Raw genomic sequence first — 24,213 nt, forward strand, 5'->3', positions numbered from 1 at the left:
CCTGTCCGGCCCGTTCTCGTAAAATAGCTTGCCGAGTTCGGGAAAGCGCCGGGCCTCGGCTGCGACGATCCGGTTCGTGGCCACCACGTCGGGCGACAGCAATAGATCGAGCACTGCGCCGGCGAGACGCTCCATTTTGTTTCTCAAATCTACGGCGCCTGTTACCCCCGACACCAGGCCAGATGAAAACCGGTCGCCGGCCGACCAGATCACAGCCGTGAACAGTTCGTCCCGGTTGCCATAGTGCGCGTAGAGCGTCGCCTTGCTGACGCCGGCTTCCTGAGCGATCGCCTCCATCGAAGTTCCGGCGAAGCCTCTGCTGAGAAACAGCCGATGAGCCGCCTCGACGATGCGCTCGACGGTACGCGGTCCTCTCGTCCTGACTTTCGGCCTGCCGGGCTCCGCCATTGCGATCCTCATTCGATACCCGTAACTGAACGATATCGTTCAATAGTTGACGGTTGACTTTGTTATTGATAGCCTTTTGCAGTGGAAATACAAAACCAACCCGTTCATTTGAACGGGGCGCGATGTTTCGGAAGAGATGGTCGCGGCGCGGAGACACGCTGCGCGCGCCCGTCCAATCCCACAAAGGACGCCATCGTCAGGGTAGGCGAAAGGGGATCATGAGCAACATTGTCCCGATGAGGACGAAGGCCGCGAGCATCACCGTTTTACGGCCGAGGCGATCGCCGAGCTGCCCCTGGGCGACGACTCCTGTCAGGGAGCCGAAAGAGCCGGCGGCGAATACCGCGCCGAGTTCGGTCGGCGCGATGCCCAATTCCTTGATGATCTCGGGAGGCGGCGAAAGCGATGGCTTGATTGTCGAAGCCGTCCGCCATCGCCAGCAGTCCGCAAAGCGTGACGATCACGATCTGTGGTCGGCCGATCCTGTCCTTCATGCGCAGAGCCGAAGATATGCGATCCTCGGCTCGAGGGATTATATACGACCCTCAGCGGGAGTCGGCGCCGCTCGTTCAAGCAGCCCAATCAAGCCGGCCAGCCGAGCCAATTCTCGAGTTTCAGGCTTCTGACCCGGTTGAACTCCGCTCCTGCGCGATGCGATCCTCGGCCGGCGTCAGGCCGGATTAATTGGTGTTGACCAGACGTGATGTGATAGCCGCGCGTCCTGACCTGATTGTCGAGATATGGCTTGTGCTGAAACGCATTGGCTTCGATGTCGCCGCGCTCCAAGGCTTCGTTGAGCTGCGTGTAGTCGTTGAAGACGGTCTTCAGGGTCACCCCATTCTGGGCCGCCACCACTTTCCAGAGGTCCCCGTCCTCGCCGCCGATGATGCCGACGCGCACGGTCTCGGCTGCGGACCCCAAAGAGCGAGAGCGAAGCCGCAACGAGCGCGACGACGACGTCGGATCCCGCACCGTTCGGAGATTTGGTCATAGCGTCCATTGTCAATATAGTCGCGATCGGGAACGACCCCGACCCGCCGGAGCGCGACCTTGGCCCTGCGCTCGGGTCACGAGACATCTTTCGCCGCCGGCGTGACAGAACCCGATTTTTTCGGAGGCTCGCGATTATTTTTGGCGTGCGAGATCGATCGTCCAGTCGGGACCGGAATCGACGCCGTAGCTCTTGGCGAAATCCCCGAGATTGAGCGCGATGGCCATATCGAAGAGGCTATTGACATAGACGAGCGCCCGTCCCTGCGGAACATCGCCGAAAGTGCGTTGATACGGAGCGACGAGATCGGCGACGAGGCGATCGCCGTGGCGGATCCGCACATGGACGTCCTCGCCGAGAGAGAGCCCCAGCTCGTCGAACTGGGACTTCGGTATGTTCGTCCAGACATTCCCGAAATGCGCGTCGAGCACGGGAATGATTCCGGTGATCGCATCGCCTCTGCGCTCGGCGGCGCGATAGGGAACAACAACCAACGCTTCCTCCGGCAGCTTTCGTCCGATCTGCTCGAAGGACTGAAAGCCGGCGGCGAGGCGCGCGCCGGCATAGACGAAAATATCCCGTCCGTGAAACGTATGCGACTGCTCGGAGCCGGGTCTTCGATTCACGCTCTCGTCGATCTCGCGGAGTTCCTTCACGCCCTCGCGCTCGGCGACGAAGGTGAGCAGCCCGTTGTTGGGCGCGAGAAAAAAACGCCCGCTCTTCGTCTCCAGCGCTATGGCGAGCCTCCCTGTTCCGACCCCGGGATCGACGACGGCGACGAAGACCGAGCCTTTCGGCCAATAGGGCTCGGCCTGATAGAGACGATAGCCGCCGGCGAATATGCTTCCCGGATCCTCATGGCTGAGATCGGCGATCAGCAAATCCTGCGAGATCGAATAGGCGACGCCTTTCATGGCCGCGACGGCGCCGTCGGACGTTCCGAAATCGGTGAACAGCACGAGTGGGGAGCGGGCGGCCGCGGCTCCGCAGGACAGACAAAAGAGCAGAGCGACTATGATCGAGCGATGCATGCGTTCTCCTCTCCCGCGGCGATGCGAAGGCTGACGCTCATATTTTTCCGCTCCGCGCGTAATCGCCGATCACCCGTTCCAGAACCGCGAGCGGCATGGCGCCGGACAGCAGGCCCGCGTCATGAAACTTGCGCAGGTCGAAATCCGGCCCGAGCGCCCGGCGCGCCTCGTCGCGCAGACGCAGCCAGGTGAGCTTTCCGACCATATAGCTGCAGGCTTGACCGGGCCAGACGCAGTAGCGCTCGACCTCGGTGGTCGCGACGCCCGGCGTGTCGCCGAGCGCTTTGACAAAATAATCGATCGCCTGCTCGCGGCTCCAGCCTTTCGCATGCAGGCCCGTGTCGACGACGAGCCGAACCGCGCGGAACAGCGCCGCCTGCAACTGCCCGACATGGCCGAGCGGGTCATCGTCATAGAGGCCCATCTCGACGGCGAGCTGCTCGGAATAGAGCGCCCAGCCTTCGCCATAGCTCGCGAACCAGATGATCTTGCGCAGCAGCGGCAAGTCCGACGTTTCATTGGCCAGAGTGATCTGCAAATGATGTCCGGGGATCGATTCGTGGAAGGTCAGCGTCGGCAGCCTCCAACGGGCGTGCTCCGCCGTGTCGCGCAGATTGATGTAATAGGCGCCGGGACGAGAGCCGTCGAGCGGTCCGGGCTCGTAATAGCCGCTCGGCGTCGCGAGCTCGATCTCCTTCGGCACGCGCCGGATTTCGACGGGCGCCTTGGGCAGGGCGCGGAAATAGCCGTGGAGCTTGCCCTGCACGACCACGACCTTACGATTGAGGTCGGCGATCAGCCGCTCCCTGCCGGCGTCGGTGTTTTCATAGAGAAATTGCGGATCGGCGCGCAGCGCCGCGAGCCTGCCGCCGACCGAGCCGCCGGGAAGCCCCTGAGCGTCGAGCAGAGCCGCGATCTGCGACGACAATTGCGCGACGAGATCCAGCCCGGTCCGATGGATTTCCTCCGGCGAGAGAGTCGACGTCGTTTGATCCTTCAGCGACAGGCGATAGAACTCCTCGCCCTCGGGAAGCCGCGCGACGCTGGCCGTATGAACGGCGCGCGGCAGAAGCTCCCGAATATGGCTCGCCTGACGCTCGAGCGCCGGCAGAATGCGACGCGCGTAGATCGCCTCCGCGCGGCTCTCCCATTCGCCGCCGAGGGATTTTTCGGCGGCGCGGCGCGCGAGCGAGCGCACCAGCGTCGACTTTTCCGCCGGCGTGCGCAGCAGCGTCGTCAGCTGCGCCACGGCTTTCTCGATGACGAAATCGGGCGGGATCGCGCCGGCGTCGACATCGTGCTTCGCGAGCTCCAGCTCCTCGTCGAGAAGCGCGGCGAAGGCCTCGAGGCGCGCGAGATAGAATTCGGCGTCGCCGACCGTCTCGATGCGATGCTTCTTATCCAGAAAGTCGGGAATCCAGCGATAAGAGCCGTTCAATTGGCTGAGCACATAGGGCTCCCCGGCGCCGCCGCCGCCATAGTCGAAGTGGCGATCGGCCTCGGTGCGAACGTCGAGGGTGAAGAGAAGCGTGTCATAGCCGACCGCGTCGGCGCCCGAGAGAGACGTCCGGTCGATGCGCCGAAGTTCCTCGAGCGCCCGAGCGGCCTCGGCCGCCTCGCTCGCGACGGCGGCGGGAGACCGCTCGCCGAGCTTTCCCTTGGCGTCGGCGAGCTCGCCCTTGTCGAGACCGAGACTCGTGACCAGCGTCGGACTTCGCCGCAGACGCTGTTGCGCGAGCTTCTCGAAGAGATCGCGGAGGGCTGCGCTCGCTCGCGATCCTGCGGTCGCGGATGCGTCGCCGAAGGCGGGCGGCACGCGCGCCGCCGCAGTGACGGCGACTGCGGCGAGAAAGTCGCGACGGTTGAACATTTGAAACCCCTCGATCGAATGACTGGAAAGACGATAGCGTCGCCGATTTTTGCAGTCCCGAGCCGAGCGCCCGCCGTTCAAAAGCTCTACGGCATCTCGCGCTGCGAAACTAGATCGCTATCCGACCTGATCGGATCGGATAGCGATCTAGAGTCGACGACTCTCGGAATTCGCGGCGCCCGGAATCGCCGCGACGGCGGCCGGCGCAAATTCGCCGATCCGCCGCTCGCCCGCGCCGATCGTTACTTGCGCGCAGCGACGACTTCGATCTCGACGAGAAAATCCGGACTGGCGAGCCCCGCCACCTGGACAACGGTCCGCGCCGGCAGCGCCGGTTGCTCGGCGGTTCCGAAGAACTGCTTGTAGGCCGCATTGAAGCCGTTGAAATCGAGCTTGCCGCCTGTGGCAGGGTCTCCGACGAGATAGGCTCGAAGATATACGACATCGCCCAGCGTCAGATGCAACGATTCGAGCGATTGGCGAATGCGCTCCAGCGTAAGCTTCGCTTGCGCTTGCGTGCCGTTCGGCGGCGGCGGCGTCTTGCCGTCCTTGTCTGGGAGGGAAAACGGTACCGCGCCACTCAAAAGCACGAGGGCCTTGCCGGCAGGAAGCTCGACGCCGAGCGAGATCGGCACGATGGGCGTCGGCAGAGGATAGCGGACGATCTCCTCCGCGCGCCCGCTGGAGGAGACGAGCGTCGCTGCAGCGACGCCGATCGAGAAAAATGGCGAAAGCTTCCACATATTCGTCTCCCGACTGAAGGCCGCGCGTCAATGACGCGCGCGCCGCACATCCGCCGCCTCCAAGGTCGGCGAAAAGGCGTTTCCGAGCGCTACGCCGCGCGCATAGTTCAGAACCGCGGCGATCTGCTCGTCGTCCAGCAGCTCCTTGAATGACGGCATGGCGCCTTTGCCGGAGACGACAATGTCGATCGCATAGGCTCCATGCGCGAGCTTCGCGCTGCCCGCCAGCGCGGGATAACGGCCGGCGCCCGTCGCCCCTTCGCCGCGCGGCTGATGACAGCCGGCGCAGATGAGCGCATAAACCTCGTCGCCGCCCCGCACCGTCTCGAAAGAGGCCTCGGGAAGAAGAATGTAGAGCGGGTTGCGGCTGGCTGCGCGCGGAGCCTTCGCAGAAGGAGCGAGCGTGACGAGCGCCGCCGCGACTCCGGCGCCGAGCGCCGAGAAACGTCTAATGCTTCGCTGCGACATGCTCGGCTTTCTCCAAAATGCGCTTGTGCAGACGCGTGACGGCGTCGAGCGCCGACAGCGCCGCGCCCTCCTGCCATGCCGGAAGCAGCGAGACATGCTCGCCCGCCAGCACGAGCCTGCCGTCGATCTCCGCGACATTCTTGTAATGCTCGGCGCGCGCCGCATCGCTCCAGAGGCCCGCGCAGCCGAGCGAGAAGGGCGCGCGATGCCAGGCGACGGCGACGCCGTTCTCGAACTCGCTCGGATATTGCGGATGAATCCGAGCGCCGAGCGAGACCGCGCGCCGCACGCGCTCCACTGCCGAAATCGAGCTATATTCGAGCGCCGGCGAGCCGAAGACATAGGCGCCGAGCAGGACGCCCTTGCCACGCCCCAGAAATTCCGAGTTCGGATAGCCGATCTGATGAATCGGCAAATCGGTCGTCGTCACGCCGCCGAAGATGAGATCGTCCTCCTCCCAGAAGCGACGCCTGAATTGAAGGCCGATCTTGACCGCGGCGCCATAGGGCACCGCGGCGACGCCGGCCTTCAAGGCGTCGCTCGCATCGAAATCGATCTGGCTGAGGATCGACAAGGGAATCGTGCAGACGACCCAGTCCGCGGCGATCTCCCTGACCTCGCCGCGCGCGCGCAAATCCTCATAGGCCACGCGCGCGCCGCGCTCGTCCTGGCGAATGGCCACGACCTTGGCGTCGAAACGAACGATATCTCCGAGCTCGCGATAAATCGCCTTCGCGATCTGATCCATGCCGCCGACCGGCTGGAACAACGTCGTCTGAAACAACTGGAGCGATCCCGGCAGCAACGACTGCCAGAGGCCCGGACGCAAGATGTCCTCGAGCGCCAACGGCTTGGAGAGCGTCGGAAAGGGATCGATCCCGCCCCCGAGCGGCTTGTCGAACCCGCGCCGCATGCTCGACGCGAAGCTTGTCGAATAACGCAGATCCTCGTCGAGCGCCCCCCAATTGCGCAACGCCTCGATCAATATTTCCTTGTCCTCCTTATCGACAGCTTCGTCGAGCTTGGATTGGCCGAGGCTCTTGGCGAGAAGCTCGGCGACATATCCCTGGAAATCCGCCGCCACCTCGCGATAGCGGACCGGCCGGCCTCCCAGCGCCTTCGAGCTATGGACCAAAGCATTGTGATTGACCTGGACGAAGGGCTCGAGCGCGACGCCGAGCTTGCGGCAATAATCGAGGATCGCATAATGATGATAGGGAATGCGCCAAGGGCCGGGATTGAAATAGAGCCCTTCGCCGAAGCCGACTTTCTGCGTCTCGTTGCCGAGCTCCGTGTAGACGTCGCCGCCACGGAGCGTCCAGCTCCGTCCGCCGACGCGCGAATTATATTCGAGCACCTCGACCTGATAGCCCGCCCTCCGCAGTTCATAGGCCGAGATGAGCCCCGCCAGCCCAGCGCCGAGCACGAGCACGCGCACGCCCTGAGGAGCGCCCGAGAGATCGGGCGCTGCGCGATAATTCGATTCCCCGGCAAGGCCGAGGCTCGACATAGCCATGGTCATGGCCGCCGGCCCGGCAGCGGCGCCGATCAGAGCGAGCAGATCGCGACGCGATAAGCTGCGTGTTTCTGACATTTTTCCCCACGATCGATCTTCTGCCGCGGCGAGCTCGAGAACATGAAGCAAATGGGTGCTTCTCCCCCGCGAATAGACCTCGCCGTCGCCGTCCGGAGGCCGATTTCGGAGAGTGCGAATCTTGCCGACCTCTCGCCATATCGTTTGTGATCGTCACCTTACCGGAGGCCGACATCGATCGACAAAACAGTAATTTTCAAGAGTCGAGTGACGATCCCGCATTCGACGGCGCGACGCCATACGAGATCAGCTACCGCCCTACCCATCACGAGTTATCGCCTTGTCCTCCTTCCAGCGTGCAGATCCAATAATAGTCGAATATCCGCGAATCGGGCGTCTTGCCGGGCCAATAGCGTCGATAGAGCTCTGCGATGGAAAATCGGTCGGCGACCTGCGCGCCGATCGTGTCGGCGAGAGACTCGATGTCGCTGACCCCGAAGGTCCAAGGCGCTCCCATCGCCGCGAAGCGCGCCACGACCGCGGCTGTCTCCGGATCGCCGGTTTCATTGGCGATCAGCTCCTGCCCGACATAGTCGAAAGAGATCGAGAATCGCCGGAGATTTTGTGCGATGCCATCGAGAACGAGCGCGACCGCCGTGGCGTCGAGATAGGCCGTATTCCCTTCCCAGATAAAATGCGTCGGCAGCGAAAAATCGAAACCATTACGCCGAAGAAGCGTCGTGAGATCGTCCGCGACATAGTCGCCGGAAATATAAACGACTCCCGGATCGAGCCCATTCTCTCGCAAGCGGGCGCTTTTGAAAGCGAGCGTCGCGCCATTGTCGATCTCGAAATAGGCTACCCCCGGCGAAGCTTTTCGTTGTGCGCGAGTGTCCAATCCGGCCCCTAGGATTGCGACCTGACGAAAGCCTCTCTGCAATTGCCGATCGAGCCAATCGTCGACATAGCGGGTTCTTACGCGCACGCTCGATCTCCACTGCGGAAAGGAGACGAAAATGCGATCCGCCACACGTTTCGATTCCTCGTCGAGAAACAAGCTCACGACAGGGTCGAGGTAGAGAGGATTGTCTTCACGGTTTTCGTCGGCGCGACATTCGGCCGCCACGAATGCCGTGCCGGCGACGTTCTGGATGAGAGACATGATGGATCCTCGATCTGTATTGAATTTACGAAAGGCGCGCGGTCACAGGTCAATTCGAGCAGGAATGCGTCAGCTCACGAATCTCCTTGAAGCGACCCGATTGCAACCCGAGTTCCGCGCGCTGTTCGAGAACCGCCGCCAAATGCCGCGCGCGCTCGTCGGGCGACGACAGATAGCCGGGGATGGTCATAGCGCGACCACGCAGCGCGACGAGATCGTCGAAGCGGTCATCGGCCTGCATGATCGTTCTCGCGACCTTGGTGTCGACGTTGCAAAGTCCGAGCACCGCGAAGAAGACATCGGGGTTTTCTATTCCATAGAGCTGCGCGAGGGCGTTCAGCGCCGCCTTGGACACCGCGTAGGAGAGCATGCCGGCGCGAGGGCGGAGGGCCGAGATCGACGCCGAGAACACGACACATTGCGGCCGCTCGCTCCGAGACAGACATGCGTCGAGAACGGCCTTTACGGCGACGAGATTGACCGCCAGCGTCTCTTGAAACTCGGAGATCGACGTTTCGTCCGCACGCTTCGGCGGCGATCCGAATCTGCCTGCATTGAGAAACAATATTTCCGGAGTGGCGACATGGGCTCGGCTCAGCAGCTCGTCGACCAATGACGCGATCCCCTCGAAGCGAGTCAGATCATATCGAATGAAGATCATTTCCGGATGATCGGCCAAATCCAGGGGCGTGCGTCTCGAAACGCCGCAGACTCGAAATCCGCGCGATAGATAGAGCTTCGCGAGCGCATGCCCGATCCCCGTGCTCACTCCGGTGATGAGAACTGTCCGCACGCTCGCCTCTCAGAACTTTCCCGCATGATAGCCGCCATCGACATCGAGGACCGCCCCGGTGATATATCCGGCTCCTGGTCCGAGGAGATAAAGTATGCTGTCGACCACCTCCTCCGGACGCGCGAACCGCTTCATTGCCGTCACCTCGATCTTTCTTCTCGAGCCTTCTGGATTGGCGGCCAGTCGCTCGGCCGTGTTCATTCCGCCGAGAATGGGTCCGGGCGCCACGGCGTTCACGCGGACAGCGAAGCCGCCGTCGTGATCGGTCGCGTTTTCGATCGCCGCCACCTGCGTGAGAATATTCAACGCCGCCTTGCTGGAGACATAGGCGGCCTGATTGGGAATCGCGAGCCGTCCGGCGCAGGACGAGACGTTTACGATCGCGCCGCCGGCCGCGCGACGAATGAGCGCGATCTCGCGCCGCAGGCAATAAAACGGCCCGCTGCAATTCACGCTGATCAGCCGATCCCAATCACTCGGCTCCATGCGCCTGATCGGCGCATGGAGACCTGTGACGCCCGCATTATTGACCGCGAAATGCAGCTCCGATCGATCGGCGAGAGCATCGAAGGCGGCGTCGACGCGTCGTACATCGCCGACGTCACATTCGAGGAATCGCACGCCATCGCCGAGGGCCGCCGCCGCGGCTTCGCCCTTCTCCTTCTGCCGCCCCATGATCACGATGTGACTTCGCAGCTCCAAGAGCTTCCTGGCGATCTCGAATCCCAGTCCGGCCGTGCCGCCGACGACGAGGCTCGTCTTTCCCTTGAATGGCACTCCCCCCTCCTCACGCATATCGAATATGCTCTGGCCGCTTGTATTTCGGATTCACGCAGCAATACACTCTGTCGAGCGCCGGATTGGCCTTGTCTCGAAAGCAATTGCCATCGAAATGACACGCCTCGACAGCGCTCTGCCGACCCGCCAGCGACTTGGCGACGAGATCATTATCGGCGAAAATCGCGCGGGTCATACCGATCAGATCGGCAGTGCGATCGGCGAGCAGGCTTTCTGCCTGCTCCATCGACGCCGTGAATCCGGCGAAGCCGACTGGCAGCGAAGTATGGGCGCGTATATGCTGGACGCCCTCGATCAACCGCCGTCGCATTGCGAGCGTCGGATGGATCAAATAATGAAACGTCTCGCGGATCGACATCGAGCACATGATCGCGGCGACGCCCACTCGCTCGAGCGCTCGCACCACGCCGCCGAGAAGATGCGGCTCCTGTCCCTCTGGACCGAGGCAATCGTCGACGCCCAACCGAACGGTCACATCGATGCCGCCGCGCGTCGCGTCGTGAATGTCGCCGACGACCTCGAGAAGAAAGCGCGCTCTGCGTAGAGCCGACCCGCCATAGGCGTCCTCGCGTCGGTTCGTGTAAGGTGAGAGGAAGCTGCCCAGTAGATATCCGTTCGACGCCTGCAGCTGGATCATTGCAGCGCCGGCGCTTTGCGCGAGGCGCGCCGCGTTTGCAAATTGACGACGCACCGCGGCGATGTCGTGAACGTCCATGATGCGCCACGTCCTATACTCGCCGGATGCGCGTGGCGGATATTTCTTCGGCGCGCTCGGCGCGAGCAGAGGCATTCCGGTGAATCGGCTGCCGCCCTGCGCGCCGTAATGCTGCAATTGGATAACCACCGGACAATTGCGAGACGCTCCATAGGAGAGCAGCGGCTCGAGCTTTCGTGCATGATCATCGTCGTACAAGCAAAGGCCTCGCTCGTGCAAACGTGTCGACGGATCGATCGACGAGTTTCCGAGCACGACCATCCCACATCCTCCGTCGATGACGCCCCTGTAGAACCGCGCCAACTCTTCCGACATGCCGCCGCATTCGTCAGCCATGTCGAGGCCCATGGGCGCGAAATAGATGCGGTTCTTCAGGCTGAGGCGCCCGAGCCGCAGCGGCGCGGTCACCTCAGGATAGAGCTGCATAGCGCGGCGCCGCCCGATCTTCGGAGTTCGATGGCCTGGCCTCGGACAGCCTAGCCGAGGCGAGATCTTCCCGCGCCACGAAGAAGAAGTGCGACTTTATCGCCTCCTTCAACGCGACCGATTGCTCGCGAGACAAGGTGTCGAACCTCAGCACGACGCGATCTCCCGACACGTCGAACGCGCCGATCGGGAAAGACAGAAATCCGACCCCATCGACGTGGATCGATACGCTCTTGAAGTCGTTGCGTCCCTCCAGCGCGGCCGAGTTCCTGACGGAAACGCCTTTCAGTGAAAGCATCTGGAGATCGGCGCGCAGCGAGAGCCGCTCGTCGGTTCCGACGAGCACATTGCAAAGCACGCGATCGGATGGCGCAAACCAATGGCTGTCCGGAAAGTTCAAAATGCGCATGCGCTTGAACAAAGGCATCTTCATCGCCCCGCCCTGCAGACGGACACTCGCGACCTCTCGTCCGTTTTGAAAAAATCGCGCCGTCTTGTCGACGAATTTCGGCATCGTGCGCGCAATGCCTTCGGTCTGGCTGATCAAGACATCGACCGCATAGGTCGACTCGACATAGGAAGAGAAGCGCACGTCGAGCTCGGACATGGAGATCGACACGTCGCCGCGGTCGTAGCCGCTCGCGCTATAAAAATAGTGATACATCGCTTGTCGCGCGACCTCGATGAGCATCAGACCCGGCACGTGCTCATGCGATTTGCGATAAAAGAAATAGTTCTTGGTGTCGTTCAACATTCTGTACGAATTGACCCGCGCTTCGCTCCATCGCTCCGCTTCCGCGAGTCTGATCGCCAAGATCGCCGCATCTTCGCCGCCCACCGGCGTGACATGTGGCAGAAAAGCTCGTCGAAGATGCTCCTCGACGCTCGGCGGCAGATAGGATGCAGAAAGATGCAGGCGCTCGCCGTCACGACGATAAAATTCGGGGAGATTTAGCTCGAACTCCGACAGAACGATCGTGGCGCTCTGGTCGATCGATACCGGGACGCTGCGGAGAATATAGACCTGTTCTTCCGCGCGATAGGTATCGAAGAACAATCGTCGTTCTTCAGGGCCCCAATCATGTACGATCGAATCGGCCAATTCCCGCTCGATGCGAGCCGGGATCAGGGCGCGAACGTCGCTCAACAGAACGTCGTCCACATTGTCCTTATGGAGAATTTGTGGAGTAATCGGCTTTTGAAAGGTCATGACGCCTTGGCCTCTTCATTGCGTTCACAATGGCCGTTCCCGGTTTTCCGAAAGCGGCAAGACTTTTTAATTTTTGTAAAGACAGCGTTTCGCGACAGCGGCGGCTCTCGGCTCTCATTGAACCGATTGCTTCGACTCGGCCAACGTCGCAATGCCGTGTTCGGCGATGCTTTGCCGACCTCTTCGTTCTGCATTGGCGACGAGAATGGTGAGGATGACTCCTGGCGCGATGAAGCCGAGCGTGATGACGAGACCCAGCAGCAGATGCGTGTATGGCTCCGGCAGTGAGGCGATGAATTTCGTCGGCGAGAGCCAGGGCGACAATTGGATGAACAGCACAGCAAGAAAAGCCGCCGGCCAGGCGAGGCTCACTCTGCGTCTCGCGGCGAGCCGCCAGGCCCCGGCGACGAGCAATGCGGAAAATGCGCCTTCGAGCAGCCAGGCTCCGATTCCCAAGCTGGCCCAAAGGCCGCCGCCGAGATGGCGCTCCGCATGAGGATAGAGAGCGAGGTCGCTGTTGTGCAAAGGCAGGTCGAGCAGGAAATGAGAGAAGCTGGCGACGCCGGCGAGCAGCGCCAAGCGCGCGTCACGAAAAAACAGCGCGCCCCAGAAGACCGACAGGAGGATCGCCATGAGCAGAGAATGGTCCCAATCGATGAAGGTCAAATCGAAATACAGATAGGGACCGCTCGCGAGATTCGGCGTGACGTGGTCGATGCCTGTCATGACCGCCAGGCCATTCACGATATCGAGAAGACCGACGCCCATCAGGATCGGCAGCGGCTTCACCGTCGGCGCCTTGGCGATGATGAGCAATCCGGCCGCGAAATGCCCTACGTACATGACGTGTCTCCAAATATAACATGCGTGTCGAAACAATTTACCTATTGTCACTTGCGGCCGGCTACCGATCAAGAATCCGGGCCGCGCCACGAAGGCCCGGCGCGGCGTGCCGATCGGAAGCCCGCGGAATGGCGTTCGATCCAGTAGAGCAAGCGGGTAGCGCCCGTCGTAAATGCGCTAACGAACCACAGCCTTGTTCATTCGGCGGCGGTGACGGCGGGATCGGCGTCGCGGCCGGCAATCTCCTGCTTCACGATGGGGATCAACGCCCGACCATAGTCGACGGCGTCGGAAAAGGGATCGAATCCCCGCAAGAGAAATTGGGTCACTCCGAGATCGTAATAATCCAGCAAGGACTCCGCCACCTGATCGGGCGCGCCGACGAGAGCCGTGGTGTTCCCGCTCGCATTCGGCAGAGCGACCATTTCGGTCCACAGCCGCTTGTCGACGACCGGCCCCTCCGCCGCGGTTCGCAGCAGACGAATCGTGCCGACATTGCCCGGGGCGCCTTGCTTGAGACGGCTGAGGCTGGAAAGAGGCGCCGGGCTCGCGCCGGCCAGCGCTGTGGCGCGCGCCAAAATGCTTTCGGCTCGTTCCCACGCGGCTTTCTCGGTATCGGCCAAGATCGGCCGAACGGATAGGCTGAAACGAATCTGTTCCGCTCGTCCGTATTTTGCGGCGGCGGCCTTGATGCGCAAGATCTGGTCGCGCGTTCCGGCGAGCGATTCCGCCCACAACATGTAGACATCCGCGACTCGCGCGCCGACAGCGATCGCCGCATCCGACGAGCCGGAAAAATAGATTGGAATATGCGGCTTCTGGACGGGCTTCACCGCGGAAAAATTATCGTTGAAGCGATAGTGCTTTCCTTCGTGATCGAACGGCCCTTCGCTGGTCCAGGCGGCTTTCAGGACATCGACGAATTCAGCCGTGCGCTCATAGCGCTCGTCATGCGACAGGTAGTCGCCGTCACGGCGCTGCTCCGTATCGTGACTGCCGCTGATGATGTTGACGGACACGCGGCCATTAGTGAACTGGTCGAGCGTCGCGAACTTGCGCGCCGCGACAGTCGGCGCGACGAAGCCCGGGCGATGAGCGATGAGCACGCCGAGCCGCTTCGTATGGGCCGCCGCGTGCTGCGCGACGACGAAGCCGTCGCCGACATTCGAGGCGTAGCCGATCAACACGCGATCGAAACCGGCGTCCTCCTGCGCCCGCGCGAAGTCTCGCACGAAATCGGGTTGGACCGCAGGACCTCTCGGCGCGAGACTCTCGGATGTCTCCTGATAATGGACGAAGCCGATGAATTGGACTGGCATGCGAGCCTCCGTGACTGAAAATCCGAGCCCCATACCCTCGCGGGCGACCGTCTCACCCCTCTAGATTAGTAGATTTTGAGATGTTGAATATTTCATTCGTCAAATGAGACGCTTGAGAAAAGCTAATTGGCTCTCCAGGCGTCGTGGAGGTGCGGGATCCGTGGATGCGCGCTAGTTTTCCGAAGCTTCGGCGGAATCAATCGATCGCGCCGATGCGTCGCTTGCGACGGTCGACGACGTCCTGGATTCCGACCGGCCGCCGGGAGGCTTCCGAACCGAAACGGAGCCCACGCTTCAAAATATATAAATATGATCGATATTATGGACGAATATCCCTCGGGGTGCTACCCTGTCTACAGAGATGCCGGACGCCTCGCGCGGTCCGCAAAAAAAAAACAATTTGTTGCGTACGGGCGTCGCAAAAGAAAGTCTGCATGATGTTGCCGATCAACCTCGACATGGACGTTCTCCGCTCATTGGTCGTCGCCACCGACCTCGGGAGCTTCGTCAAAGCGGCCGGCCGCCTCGGCCGCACTCAGTCCGCGATCAGCCTGCAGATGAAGAAGCTCGAGGATCAGATCGGGCACGCGATCTTCCGCAAGAACGGCCGAGGCGTCGCGCTCACCGACACGGGCGACGTGCTGCTCGGCTACGCCCGGCGAATTCTGGCGTTGAACGACGAGGCGGTCACGGCGACGCGCGGCGGCGCAGTCGCGGGCTCGGTGCGGCTCGGCCTGCCTCAGGATCTCGCGGATCAATGGCTGACCGGCGTCCTCGGTCCGTTTCACAGCGCCTATCCGCATATCGTCTTCGAGGCGGTCATCGGACGCAGTCGCGATCTTCGCGAACAGGTCGCGCAAGGGGCGGTCGATATCGCCCTCGTCTTCGGGGAGATCGGCAGAGCCTGCGACGAGCCCGACGCCGTCGCCTATCTTCCCGTGGCGTGGATCGGCCCGCGCGACTTCGTGGCTCGTCCGGAGGAGCCCTTGCCGCTCGCTCTGCTGGACGCCCCCTGCATGTTCCGCAATTTCGGCATTGGAGAGCTCGACGCGGCGAGCCGGACTTGGCGTATCTCCTTTACCAGTCCGAGCCTTCCCGGGCTTTGGGGCGCGCTGGAAGCCGGACTCGGCGTGACCGTCCGCACGGCGTTCGAGCTTCCGGCCGCGCTCTGCGTGCTCGACGAGCGCAGCGGCCTGCCGCCGATCGCCGGCGTGACGCCCTTGTCACTGCTGCTGACGCCCAACAGCCGCAGCGAAGCGCTCGAGCATCTGCGATCCATGCTGCTCGAGTCTCTGCTCGCGCATCTGCCGGAAGGCGCATTGCGCGGGCCGGCACTGTTCCCGGCGCCCGCGCGCCCGGGCAGACGACCCCGCGCGGTCCCGAGGCCCATCGCCGCCGAATAGTTGAAAACCAATCATGAAAGGCTGAAGAAAAACTGGCTATTTCGCTATCCTTCAATCGGTATAGTGCCGTTGGCTCACGTAACGGACAGAGCGGCCGACATGATCTTTCGTGAATACGAACCGCCATGCGGAACGCAAGGAGGCATGACGAGATCGTCTGCGACCACTTCGTCGATCCTCGTCGCTCACCAGCTCGGCGAGAGATTTCACGCAGACGTAACGCCGTTGCTGCCGCCCGACGTCGCGCTCGCCGCCTTGTCGCCAGCGAATTTCTGGGATGTTCCGAACGAGGCGCAAGCCCTGATCGCCATTCCGCCGCGAGGAATCGCACGACCGGAAAAGCCCTCGGGCTGGCCCGGCAATCTGCGCTGGGTTCAGACCGTCTCGGCGGGGGTCGATGAGTTTCCTCGATGGATCTTCGATGCGCCCGTGGTCACATGCGGACGCGGCGCGACATCCGTCCCATTGGCGGAATTCGTCATCGCCAGCCTGCTCACCCTCGAGAAGCGCTTTCCCGAAATTTGGCTCGCCGGCCCGCCGAACGGCGCGCCGCCGGAGATCGGCGCGCTGTTCGGCAAGACGCTCGGCCTGCTCGGCGTCGGCTCGATCGGGATCGAAGTCGCGAAGCGGGCGCAAGCCTTCGGCCTGCGCGTTCTGGCGCATCGCCGCACCGACGCGCCGAGCCCCGTCCCCGGCGTCGAATTGACGGAGCTGGAGCCGCTTCTCGCGCAATCCGATCATGTCGCCGTCCTGTTGCCCCTGACCGCTCGGACACGCCACCTGCTCGATGCGCGGGCCTTCGAAGCGCTCAAGCCCGGCGCGCATCTCGTCAATATATCGCGAGGCGGCGTCGTCGATCATGCCGCTCTTCTCGCCGCTCTCGAGACCGGGCGCGTCGGCTTCGCGACCCTCGACGTGACCGAGCCGGAGCCTCTGCCCGCCGGCCATCCGCTGTATGCGCATCCGCGCGTGCGCATCTCGCCGCATGTCGCCTATGGCGGGCTGCCGCTTCGCGAGCTGCTGGTCCGACAGTTCCTCGCAAATCTCGCGCGATTTCTCGCCGGCGAGCCGCTCGCCGAACAGGTCCGCCCCGAAATCGGATATTGACGCCATGAGCTCAGCCAGGATCGAGCCCGATCCCGCAATCGTCGAAGCCGCCATCGAACTCGGCGCGAGATTTTCGCTCGACGCCGCCGCCCTCGACGAGACGGCGCGATTTCCGGTCGACAATCTCGCCGAGCTGCATCGGCGCGGTTTTTTCCGCGCTGTCGTTCCGCCGCCGTTCGGCTCGGCCGGAAGCCTCGTCGAAGCGCTGAAGGTCGTCTCCGCTCTATCGAAAGGCGAGCCCAACACCGGGCTGACTATCGCGCTTCAATATCTCCTCCATTCGCCCCTGCTGCGTCTCGACCGCGATGCGCCATCCTGGCGGCTGCGCGCGCGCATCGCGGAGAGCGCCGTGGAGGATGGCGCGCTCATCAATGTGCTGCGAGTCGAGCACGAGCTGGGCACGCCGGTGCGCGGCGGCCTGCCGGCGACGATCGCCCGGCGGGTGACCGGCGGCTGGCGCCTCACGGGACGTAAAATCTACAGTACGGGCGCCGGCTATCTCGCCTGGAACGCGGTCTGGGCCCGTAGCGACGATGACGCTCCTCTCGTCGGCGTGTGGGTGACGCCACGCGGAGCCGAGGGTGTCGGCGTCGTGAAGAGCTGGAATCATCTCGGCATGCGCGCGAGCGCGAGCGACGAGGTCACCTTCGACGATGTCTTCATTCCCGACGATCATGCGCTCGACATTCGCAGACCCGAGGAATGGGCGCAGCCGGACAACGTCGAGCTCGCCTGGACCTTCGTTCTCTTCTCCGCCATCTATGACGGCGTCGCGCGGGCCGCGCGTGATTGGTTCGTCGAATTCTTGAAGCGGCGCAAGCCGACCAATCTCGGCGCGTCTCTCGCCACGGTTCCTCGCCTCCAGGAGGCGCTCGGCGAGATCGAGCGGCTTCTCTACATCAACGAGACGCTGCTCTTTTCGACCGCCGCCGCCGTCGATCGCTTCGTAGCGCCTTCGGCGACGCAAACGAGCTTCCTCAAATGCACCGTCGCCGACAATTCGATCGCCGCTGTCGAGAAAGCGCTTTCGCTGACTGGAAATCATGGCCTCTCCCGTCACAATCCACTGCAACGTCATTATCGGGACGTGCTCTGCAGCCGGATCCACTCGCCACAGAGCGACACCGTGCTCGCAGCCGCCGGCGCCGCCGCGCTGCGTCGGCCATAGAAAGGAATTGTCTTTCGATCGGCGTCGGCCGAATGAGCCTCATCGGTATGGGAGCGACATTCGAGATGGTTTCGTCCGTTCGGTTTTTCGCATGATCGAATTGAGAATTACTCGCTATGGAGATCCGGTCGATCGTGCGAATGACCGTGGCGTCCCGCTGAATGTCGAGAGCACAAGAGGACCGACAGGATGAGCGCGATAACGTTCAATGTTTCGGAATCGGAGGGACTCGAGAGAAACGTCGGCCCCGAGGAATGGGCGACGCGCGTGGAGCTCGCCGCGCTCTATCGGCTGACGGCGCTCCATGGCTACGACGATTTCCTCTACACGCATATCTCGGCGCGGATTCCCGGACCGGATCGCCATTTTCTGCTCAATCCGTTTGGTCTCTGTTTCAGCGAGGTGACGGCGTCGAATCTCGTGAAGATCGATCTCGACGGCAATGTGCTGCAGGGCGATCATGGAATCAATTACGCGGGGTTCGTCATCCATTCGGCGATCCACGCAGCGCGAGAGGATGCGCGGTTCGTGGCGCATTTCCACACCGACGACGGCGTCGCGGTGTCGTCGCAGAAGGAGGGGCTGCTGCCTCTCAATCAGCGCGCGCTCGCGCTCGCCCCTCGGCTCGCCTATCACGATTATGAAGGCGTTGCGCTCAATCTCGACGAACGCGCGCGTCTCGTCGCGGACCTCGGCGAGAAGTCGCTGCTGCTGCTGCGCAATCACGGGACCTTGGCGCTCGGGCCGACGGCGGTTCGGACCTGGCTCGACATCTGGTCGCTCGAGCGCGCGGCGACCGCGCAAGTCCGGACGCTCTCGGCCGGGCGCGAGAATGTGCTGATCGCGCCCGAGGCGGCGCAGGCGGAAGTTCTTCGTCAGCTCGAACGCCTCGGCGACGATTTCGTCGCCAACCACGACCGGCTCGCCTGGGCGGCGCTCCTGCGTCGCCTCGACAGGGAGCTTCCGGGCTATGATTCATGAAGGTCCATCGACCATCGCGCAACGCGGAGCGCTGGTCGCGGAGAGAGCAGGAGCGCCGAGGTGAAAGTCTTGCGACGATGTTTCATTCGAATGTTTCGCCGCCGCGCCGCTTCCGCGACCATTGTCGCGCTCTCGGCTTTGACGTTCGTCGCAGCGTCCCGCGAGCAAGCGAGCGGCGCGGGCTCGCGCGCCACGACGTTGCGCATCGCCTTCAACGCGGACAATCCGCTTCTCACCAGCCTCGATCCGTTCCAGGTCTATTGGATCGAGCATCGCGTGGTGCTGCGCAATGTGGTCGAGTCGCTCACGGATCAAGACCCGGCGACGGGCAAGATCATTCCCTGGCTGGCCGAGAGCTGGGAGACCGGCGCCGACGGCGCGAGCTATCTGTTCAAGCTGCGCGAGGGCGTGACCTTCAGCAATGGCGAGCCCCTCGACGCCGAGGCTGTAAAGACCGCCTTCGACGCCGACAAGGCGTTTCTCGCAACCTCCCCGGGAGCCTTCGGCGCCGCCTTTCTCGAAGGCTATGACCATGCCGAGGTGATCGATCCCCATCGAATCAGAATCGTCCTGTCGAAGCCGAACGCCGGCTTTCTGCAGGCGACGTCGACGACGACGCTGGCCATTCTCGCGCCCGAATCCTACAAGCGCAGCGCCAAGGAGCGATCTCTCGGCGCGATCATCGGCACCGGACCTTTCGTCCTCGCCAGCTACACGCCGGACGTCGGCCTCGAGCTGGTCCGGCGCAAGGGCTATGGCTGGGCGTCGCACGCGGTCGACAATGGCGGCGAGGCCTATCTCGATCGGATCGAGGTCCGCTACGTGCCGGAGGCCAGCGTCCGCAATGGCCAATTCACTCTCGGAGAGACTGATATTCTCTGGCCGAGAGATCCTTTCAGCGAGGCGGATATTCGCGTGTTCAAAGGCAAGGGCGCCGCGATCGCGAGCCGCTCGCTGCCGGGACCGGCCTATAATCTCTATCCCAATGTCGCGGCCGGACGACCGCTCGCCGATCCCGGCCTGCGCAAGGCGTTGCAAAAGTCCATCGACCGGACGAGCTATGCGAGGACGGTCTACAGCGACGACTTCCCCGTCGTGCAAGGCGTTCTCGACGCGACCACGCCCTATTTCAAATCCGAGAAAGAAAAGCTGGCCTATGATCCGGAAGGCGCGGCGCGGCTGCTCGAAGCGGCGGGCTGGACGCTCGGCAAGGATCGCTACCGATACAAGAACGGGAAGCGCCTGTCGCTGCTCTACGTTCTCTGGACCAAGGAGACCGCGGGCGATCTTCTGCTTCAGGATCAGTTGCGGAAAGTCGGAATCGAACTGAAGCTGAGCTTTCTGGTTCCGGGCGAGATGATCACGGCGCTCTCCGCCGGAAAATATGATTTGGTGGCGCTCTATCTGACGCGCGGCGATCCGATCGCGCTGCAGAGCGTTCTCGATCCTCGCTTCGCGCCGACGGGCAGCCGCGCCGCGGCGCGCAACGTCTTTCCGCCAGAAATCGGCCCTGCGGCGGAGAAATTGTTCGACGCCGGGCTTGTGGCGACGCGCGGCGACGACAGGGCCCGCGCCTATGGCGAGCTCCAGGATCTTCTCATCGACAATAATCTCGCCTTTCCGCTCTTCGAGCGCGTCTGGCAAACGGCGCTCACCGGCAAGGTAAGTGGGTTCGCGTGGACGGCCGAGGGTTTCGCGACATTGAGCAGCGTGAGGAGAACGCCGTGACGCGCTATCTCCTCTCGCGGACCGCGCAAGCTCTGCTCGTGCTCCTCGGCGCCTATACGATCGCCTATCTCATTCTCTATCTGCTGCCCGGCGATCCCTTGGCCATTCTGCTCAACGCCGCAGGCCGGGACATCGACGCATTGTCTCCGGCGGAGATCGCCGAGGCGAGACGCTTCTACGGCCTCGATGGGACGCCGCTCGAGCGTTATTTCGAGCTTCTCTGGAACGCCCTCCATGGCGACTTCGGCTTTTCGGCGAGCAAGAACGCGCCGGTCGCGCAATTGATCTTGGAGCGGTTGCCGCAAACGCTCGCGCTGGGCGGGCTCGCCGTCGCATTTTCGATCGTCGAGGGCGTCGGCTTCGGCTATCTCGCCGCCTCTGTGCGCTCCCCCGTCCTCGCTCGCTTTCTCGCGCGTCTGCCGGCCTTCGGCGTCTCCCTTCCGAGCTTCTGGCTCGGGCTCCTGCTGATCCATCTTTTCGCCTTCACGCTCGGTTGGCTCCCGGCAGCCGGAAACGACGGCTTTCGATCGCTGATCCTGCCCGCCTTCACATTGTCGCTCTACAGCGCGGCGATCTATGCGCAGCTTTTGATTCGCGGGCTCGAGGCGGCTTCACGCGAGCCCTTCATCGTCACCGCCTACGCCAAGGGCCTGACCCGAGGCGAGGTGCAGTTCCGGCACGCCTTCCGCAACGCCGCCCTGCCCATTGTGACGCTGGTCGGCCTCCAGATCGGCAACACCTTTTCGGGAGCCGTTCTGATCGAGACCGTGTTCACTCGGACTGGCGTCGGACGCCTCGCCGAAGAAGCGGTCCTCCGGCAGGACATTCCGGTGGTGCTCGCCGTGGTGACGCTGTCCGCGGCGGGGTTTGTCTTCATTAATCTCCTCGTCGACCTTCTCTATCCGATCCTCGATCCGCGTATCGACCACGCGTCGAAAGGATGATGTCAATGGTCGACGACAGCCGCTCCGAGCTTTCCACGGCTCGCCTTCGCCTCGCAGCCGGGCGAGCTGCGCTCGGAAGGAGCTTGCGGCCATCTCTGCGCGGCGCCGAGCGTCTCGGACATCTGCTGCGGCGACCGGGCCTCGTCCTGTCGCTCGCCATCCTTGCTTTCGTCTTCGTCGCTGCGGCGGCGCCGACGCTTCTGACATCCTATGATCCCTATCTGACCGTGCCGGCCGATCGGCTGGCGCCGCCGGGCGCCGAGCATTGGTTCGGCGCGGACGAGATCGGCCGCGATCTGTTCGCGCGCATCGTTCATGGCTCCTCGCTGTCGGTGCAGGCCTCCTCGATCGCGGTCGGAATCGCCTTCTCGGCCGGCCTCGTGCTCGGAGTGATCGCTGGATTCGCCGGCGGATGGACCGATGCCGCCATCATGCGCTTCATCGACGTGCTTCTGGCTTTGCCGAGCCTGCTCCTGTCGCTCGCCATCATCACCGCGATCGGCTTCGGAACCATTCCGGTCGCCGTTGCGGTCGGGGTCGGAATCATGCCGGGCTTCGCGCGCACGACGCGCTCCGAGGTGCTGCGCGTCAAGACGCTCCCCTATGTCGAAGCGGCCCGGCTCGGCGGCGCCAGTCGCGCGCGGACCTTGCTGCGCCACATTCTGCCGAATTCCTGCGGACCGGTGATCGTGCTCGCGACGCTCGATTTCGGCGTCGCCATCATCGCCGTCGCCGGCTTGAGCTTTCTCGGCTTCGGCGCCGCGCCGCCCGCCGCCGAATGGGGCACGCTGATCGCCAATGGACGCAATTTTCTCGTAACGGCCCCGTGGCTCTCGCTCATTCCCGGCCTCTTCGTCATGGCTGTCGTTCTCGCCGCCAATCATATCGCGCGGACGCTCGAGGACGGGCGGCCATGAGCATCCGCCCGCCGCTTCTCAGCGTCCGACGCCTCTCCATCGCCTATCGCGCCGGCGGATCGCTCGTCGCCGCCGTCCAGAATGTGGAGCTTTCGATCGGGCGCGGCGAGACGCTCGCCATCGTCGGCGAGTCGGGCTCCGGCAAATCCACCATCGCTCTTGCGATCCTCGGCCTTCTTCCCGCCAATGCGCGAATTCTCGCCGGCGACATCCAGGTCGACGGCGGTTCGTCCGTCTCGATGGCCGATGTGGAGACGCTGGGCCTGCGCGGCAGAATCGTCGGCTTCGTGCCGCAGGATCCGATGGTGGGCCTCAACCCCACCATGCGCATCGGCGGACAAATCGGCGAGGCGGTGACGAAAGCGAGCGGCCTGCACGGCCGCCGAGCGGACGCCGAAACCATCGCGCTTCTCGAGCAGGTCGGCGTCGACGAGCCGGCGCTCCGCGCGCGGCAATATCCGCATCAATTGTCGGGAGGCATGCGCCAGCGCGTGCTGATCGCGATCGCCCTCGCCGGAAATCCGGCCCTCATCATCGCCGACGAGCCGACCAGCGCGCTCGATTCGACGGTCCAGAAGAGCATTCTCGACCATCTCGCTCGGCTGGCCGGGGAGCGCGGCGTCGCGCTTCTCGTCATCACCCATGATCTCGGCCTGGCGGCGGATCGCGCCGATCGCGTCCTCGTCATGAAGGATGGCCGCATCGTCGAGCAAGGTCCCCCGCGCGCCATTCTCACGGCGCCCGCCGAGGCGTATACGCGCGCGCTCATCGCCGCCGCGCCGGCTCTCGACGGGAAAGGCCTTTTCGGCGTTCGGCGCGCGAGCCGGCCCGCAGGGGGCGAGCTTTTGCGTTTCGAGGGCGTGTCCAAGCGCTTTCCCTCGCCGATGACTGGCGAACCGTCTCGCGCTTCGACGGCGCTGGACAATGTCGGCTTCACGGTCCACGCCGGCCGAACCCTGGCGGTCGTCGGGGAATCTGGATCTGGAAAAACCACGATCTGTCGGATCGCGCTCGGCCTCGAGAAGCCGAGCGACGGCCGCGTGCTGTTCGAGAATCGCGACATCAGCGGATTGAGCTGGCCCGAGTTTCGACCTCTTCGTCGGCGCATCCAGCTCGTGCAGCAGGATCCTTTCGCCTCGCTCGATCCGAGATTCACCATTGCCGAATGCGTCGTCGAGCCGCTCGTCTCCTTCGGGCTCGAAAAGGGCAAGGGGCTGCAGGCCGCCGCGAGCCGACTGATCGATCTCGTCCAGCTGCCGCGCGAGGCAGCGAGCCGCTATCCGCGCGAATTGTCCGGCGGACAGCGGCAACGCGTCGCGATCGCGCGCGCTCTCGCGCTGAAGCCCGAGCTGCTGTTCCTGGACGAGCCCGTCTCGGCGCTCGACGTCTTGATCCAATCGCAGATTCTCGCTTTGCTCGACGAATTGCAACGCGCGCTGGGCGTCGCCTATGTCCTCGTGTCACACGATCTTTCCGTCGTGACTTCTGTGGCCGATCACGTCGTCGTCATTCGCAAAGGCAGAATCGTCGAGCAAGGACCGGTCGCTGAAGTTTTCGGCGATCCGGCCCATCCCTACACGCGGGAGTTGCTCGAGGCCACGCCCGGTCGCCGCTCGGCGGCGCTCGTCGCCGTCTGAACCAGCGAGCGCGCGTC

The 24,213-nt window shown here is 63.4% G+C and carries 22 protein-coding genes and 1 pseudogene; 8 read left to right on the top strand and 15 right to left on the bottom strand.

What is annotated here, in order from left to right:
• The 15 genes and pseudogenes from K3F48_RS15670 to K3F48_RS15740 all read right to left on the bottom strand — a co-directional run.
• Positions 1-408 (bottom strand): TetR/AcrR family transcriptional regulator (locus K3F48_RS15670; protein WP_222576371.1); only part of this gene is annotated, 408 nt, incomplete at its 3' end.
• Positions 409-604: 196 nt separating this feature from the next.
• Positions 605-823 (bottom strand): MFS transporter, encoded by a 219-nt coding sequence (locus K3F48_RS15675; protein WP_370631435.1) that lies wholly within the window; start codon positions 821-823, stop codon positions 605-607.
• A 167-nt stretch (positions 824-990) separates the two neighbouring features.
• Positions 991-1,332: pseudogene (locus K3F48_RS24960) on the bottom strand (MetQ/NlpA family ABC transporter substrate-binding protein); the annotation flags it as partial.
• Positions 1,333-1,533: 201 nt separating this feature from the next.
• A complete protein-coding gene (locus tag K3F48_RS15685) occupies positions 1,534-2,430 on the bottom strand; it encodes an S-adenosyl-l-methionine hydroxide adenosyltransferase family protein (RefSeq protein WP_222576373.1) in 897 nt (298 codons plus the stop codon).
• 37 nt (positions 2,431-2,467) lie between these two features.
• Complete coding sequence (locus K3F48_RS15690) at positions 2,468-4,300, bottom strand: DUF885 family protein (protein ID WP_222576374.1); 1,833 nt, start codon at positions 4,298-4,300, stop codon at positions 2,468-2,470.
• Positions 4,301-4,542: 242 nt separating this feature from the next.
• Positions 4,543-5,043, bottom strand: a complete 501-nt coding sequence (locus K3F48_RS15695; protein ID WP_222576375.1) for a RidA family protein — start codon at positions 5,041-5,043, stop codon at positions 4,543-4,545.
• Between the two features lie 27 nt (positions 5,044-5,070).
• Entirely contained in the window at positions 5,071-5,511 is a 441-nt protein-coding gene (locus tag K3F48_RS15700) for a cytochrome c (protein WP_222576376.1), read from the bottom strand.
• Positions 5,492-7,105, bottom strand: a complete 1,614-nt coding sequence (locus K3F48_RS15705) for a flavin monoamine oxidase family protein (RefSeq protein ID WP_222576377.1) — start codon at positions 7,103-7,105, stop codon at positions 5,492-5,494. The genes K3F48_RS15700 and K3F48_RS15705 overlap by 20 nt, the downstream gene beginning before the upstream one ends.
• Positions 7,106-7,370: 265 nt before the next feature.
• Positions 7,371-8,207, bottom strand: a complete 837-nt coding sequence (locus K3F48_RS15710) for an SAM-dependent methyltransferase (RefSeq protein ID WP_222576378.1) — start codon at positions 8,205-8,207, stop codon at positions 7,371-7,373.
• Positions 8,208-8,256: 49 nt separating this feature from the next.
• Positions 8,257-9,000, bottom strand: a complete 744-nt coding sequence (locus K3F48_RS15715; protein ID WP_222576379.1) for an SDR family oxidoreductase — start codon at positions 8,998-9,000, stop codon at positions 8,257-8,259.
• Positions 9,001-9,009: 9 nt separating this feature from the next.
• Entirely contained in the window at positions 9,010-9,777 is a 768-nt protein-coding gene (locus K3F48_RS15720; protein ID WP_222576380.1) for an SDR family NAD(P)-dependent oxidoreductase, read from the bottom strand.
• Positions 9,778-9,787: 10 nt separating this feature from the next.
• On the bottom strand, positions 9,788-10,939 hold the full coding sequence (locus tag K3F48_RS15725) for an NADH:flavin oxidoreductase (protein WP_222576381.1): 1,152 nt from the start codon (positions 10,937-10,939) through the stop codon (positions 9,788-9,790).
• Positions 10,923-12,149 (bottom strand): AfsA-related hotdog domain-containing protein, encoded by a 1,227-nt coding sequence (locus K3F48_RS15730; RefSeq protein WP_222576382.1) that lies wholly within the window; start codon positions 12,147-12,149, stop codon positions 10,923-10,925. The genes K3F48_RS15725 and K3F48_RS15730 overlap by 17 nt, the downstream gene beginning before the upstream one ends.
• 114 nt (positions 12,150-12,263) lie before the next feature.
• Positions 12,264-12,992 (bottom strand): hypothetical protein, encoded by a 729-nt coding sequence (locus K3F48_RS15735; RefSeq protein ID WP_222576383.1) that lies wholly within the window; start codon positions 12,990-12,992, stop codon positions 12,264-12,266.
• A gap of 197 nt (positions 12,993-13,189) precedes the next feature.
• Positions 13,190-14,311, bottom strand: a complete 1,122-nt coding sequence (locus K3F48_RS15740) for an LLM class flavin-dependent oxidoreductase (protein ID WP_222576384.1) — start codon at positions 14,309-14,311, stop codon at positions 13,190-13,192.
• Positions 14,312-14,745: 434 nt separating this feature from the next.
• Here K3F48_RS15740 and K3F48_RS15745 point away from each other — a divergent pair, with 434 nt between their 5' ends.
• The 8 genes from K3F48_RS15745 (at position 14,746) to K3F48_RS15780 (ending at position 24,196) form a co-directional block, all read left to right on the top strand.
• Positions 14,746-15,714 carry a LysR substrate-binding domain-containing protein gene (locus K3F48_RS15745; RefSeq protein ID WP_222576385.1) on the top strand — a complete coding sequence of 323 codons (969 nt, stop codon included), beginning with the start codon at positions 14,746-14,748 and terminating at the stop codon, positions 15,712-15,714.
• Positions 15,715-15,858: 144 nt separating this feature from the next.
• A complete protein-coding gene (locus K3F48_RS15750; protein WP_222576386.1) occupies positions 15,859-16,821 on the top strand; it encodes an NAD(P)-dependent oxidoreductase in 963 nt (320 codons plus the stop codon).
• A gap of 4 nt (positions 16,822-16,825) precedes the next feature.
• Positions 16,826-17,989, top strand: a complete 1,164-nt coding sequence (locus K3F48_RS15755) for an acyl-CoA dehydrogenase family protein (protein ID WP_222576387.1) — start codon at positions 16,826-16,828, stop codon at positions 17,987-17,989.
• Between the two features lie 189 nt (positions 17,990-18,178).
• Positions 18,179-18,970: a class II aldolase/adducin family protein gene (locus K3F48_RS15760; RefSeq protein WP_222576388.1), complete on the top strand. Its 792-nt coding sequence runs from the start codon at positions 18,179-18,181 to the stop codon at positions 18,968-18,970.
• 90 nt (positions 18,971-19,060) lie between these two features.
• The gene (locus K3F48_RS15765) at positions 19,061-20,698 is read left to right on the top strand and encodes an ABC transporter substrate-binding protein (RefSeq protein WP_222576389.1); all 1,638 of its coding nucleotides are present in this window, start codon (positions 19,061-19,063) and stop codon (positions 20,696-20,698) included.
• Positions 20,695-21,642, top strand: a complete 948-nt coding sequence (locus K3F48_RS15770; protein ID WP_222576390.1) for an ABC transporter permease — start codon at positions 20,695-20,697, stop codon at positions 21,640-21,642. Before K3F48_RS15765 ends, K3F48_RS15770 begins: the two co-directional genes overlap by 4 nt.
• A 5-nt stretch (positions 21,643-21,647) precedes the next feature.
• Positions 21,648-22,559, top strand: coding sequence for an ABC transporter permease (locus tag K3F48_RS15775; protein WP_222576391.1), 912 nt, complete (start codon positions 21,648-21,650; stop codon positions 22,557-22,559).
• Entirely contained in the window at positions 22,556-24,196 is a 1,641-nt protein-coding gene (locus tag K3F48_RS15780) for an ABC transporter ATP-binding protein (protein WP_222576392.1), read from the top strand. The genes K3F48_RS15775 and K3F48_RS15780 overlap by 4 nt, the downstream gene beginning before the upstream one ends.
• The last annotated feature ends 17 nt before the right edge of the window (positions 24,197-24,213 follow it).

The sequence above is a fragment of the Methylosinus sp. Sm6 genome (assembly GCF_019802345.1).
GTDB lineage: Bacteria > Pseudomonadota > Alphaproteobacteria > Rhizobiales > Beijerinckiaceae > Methylosinus.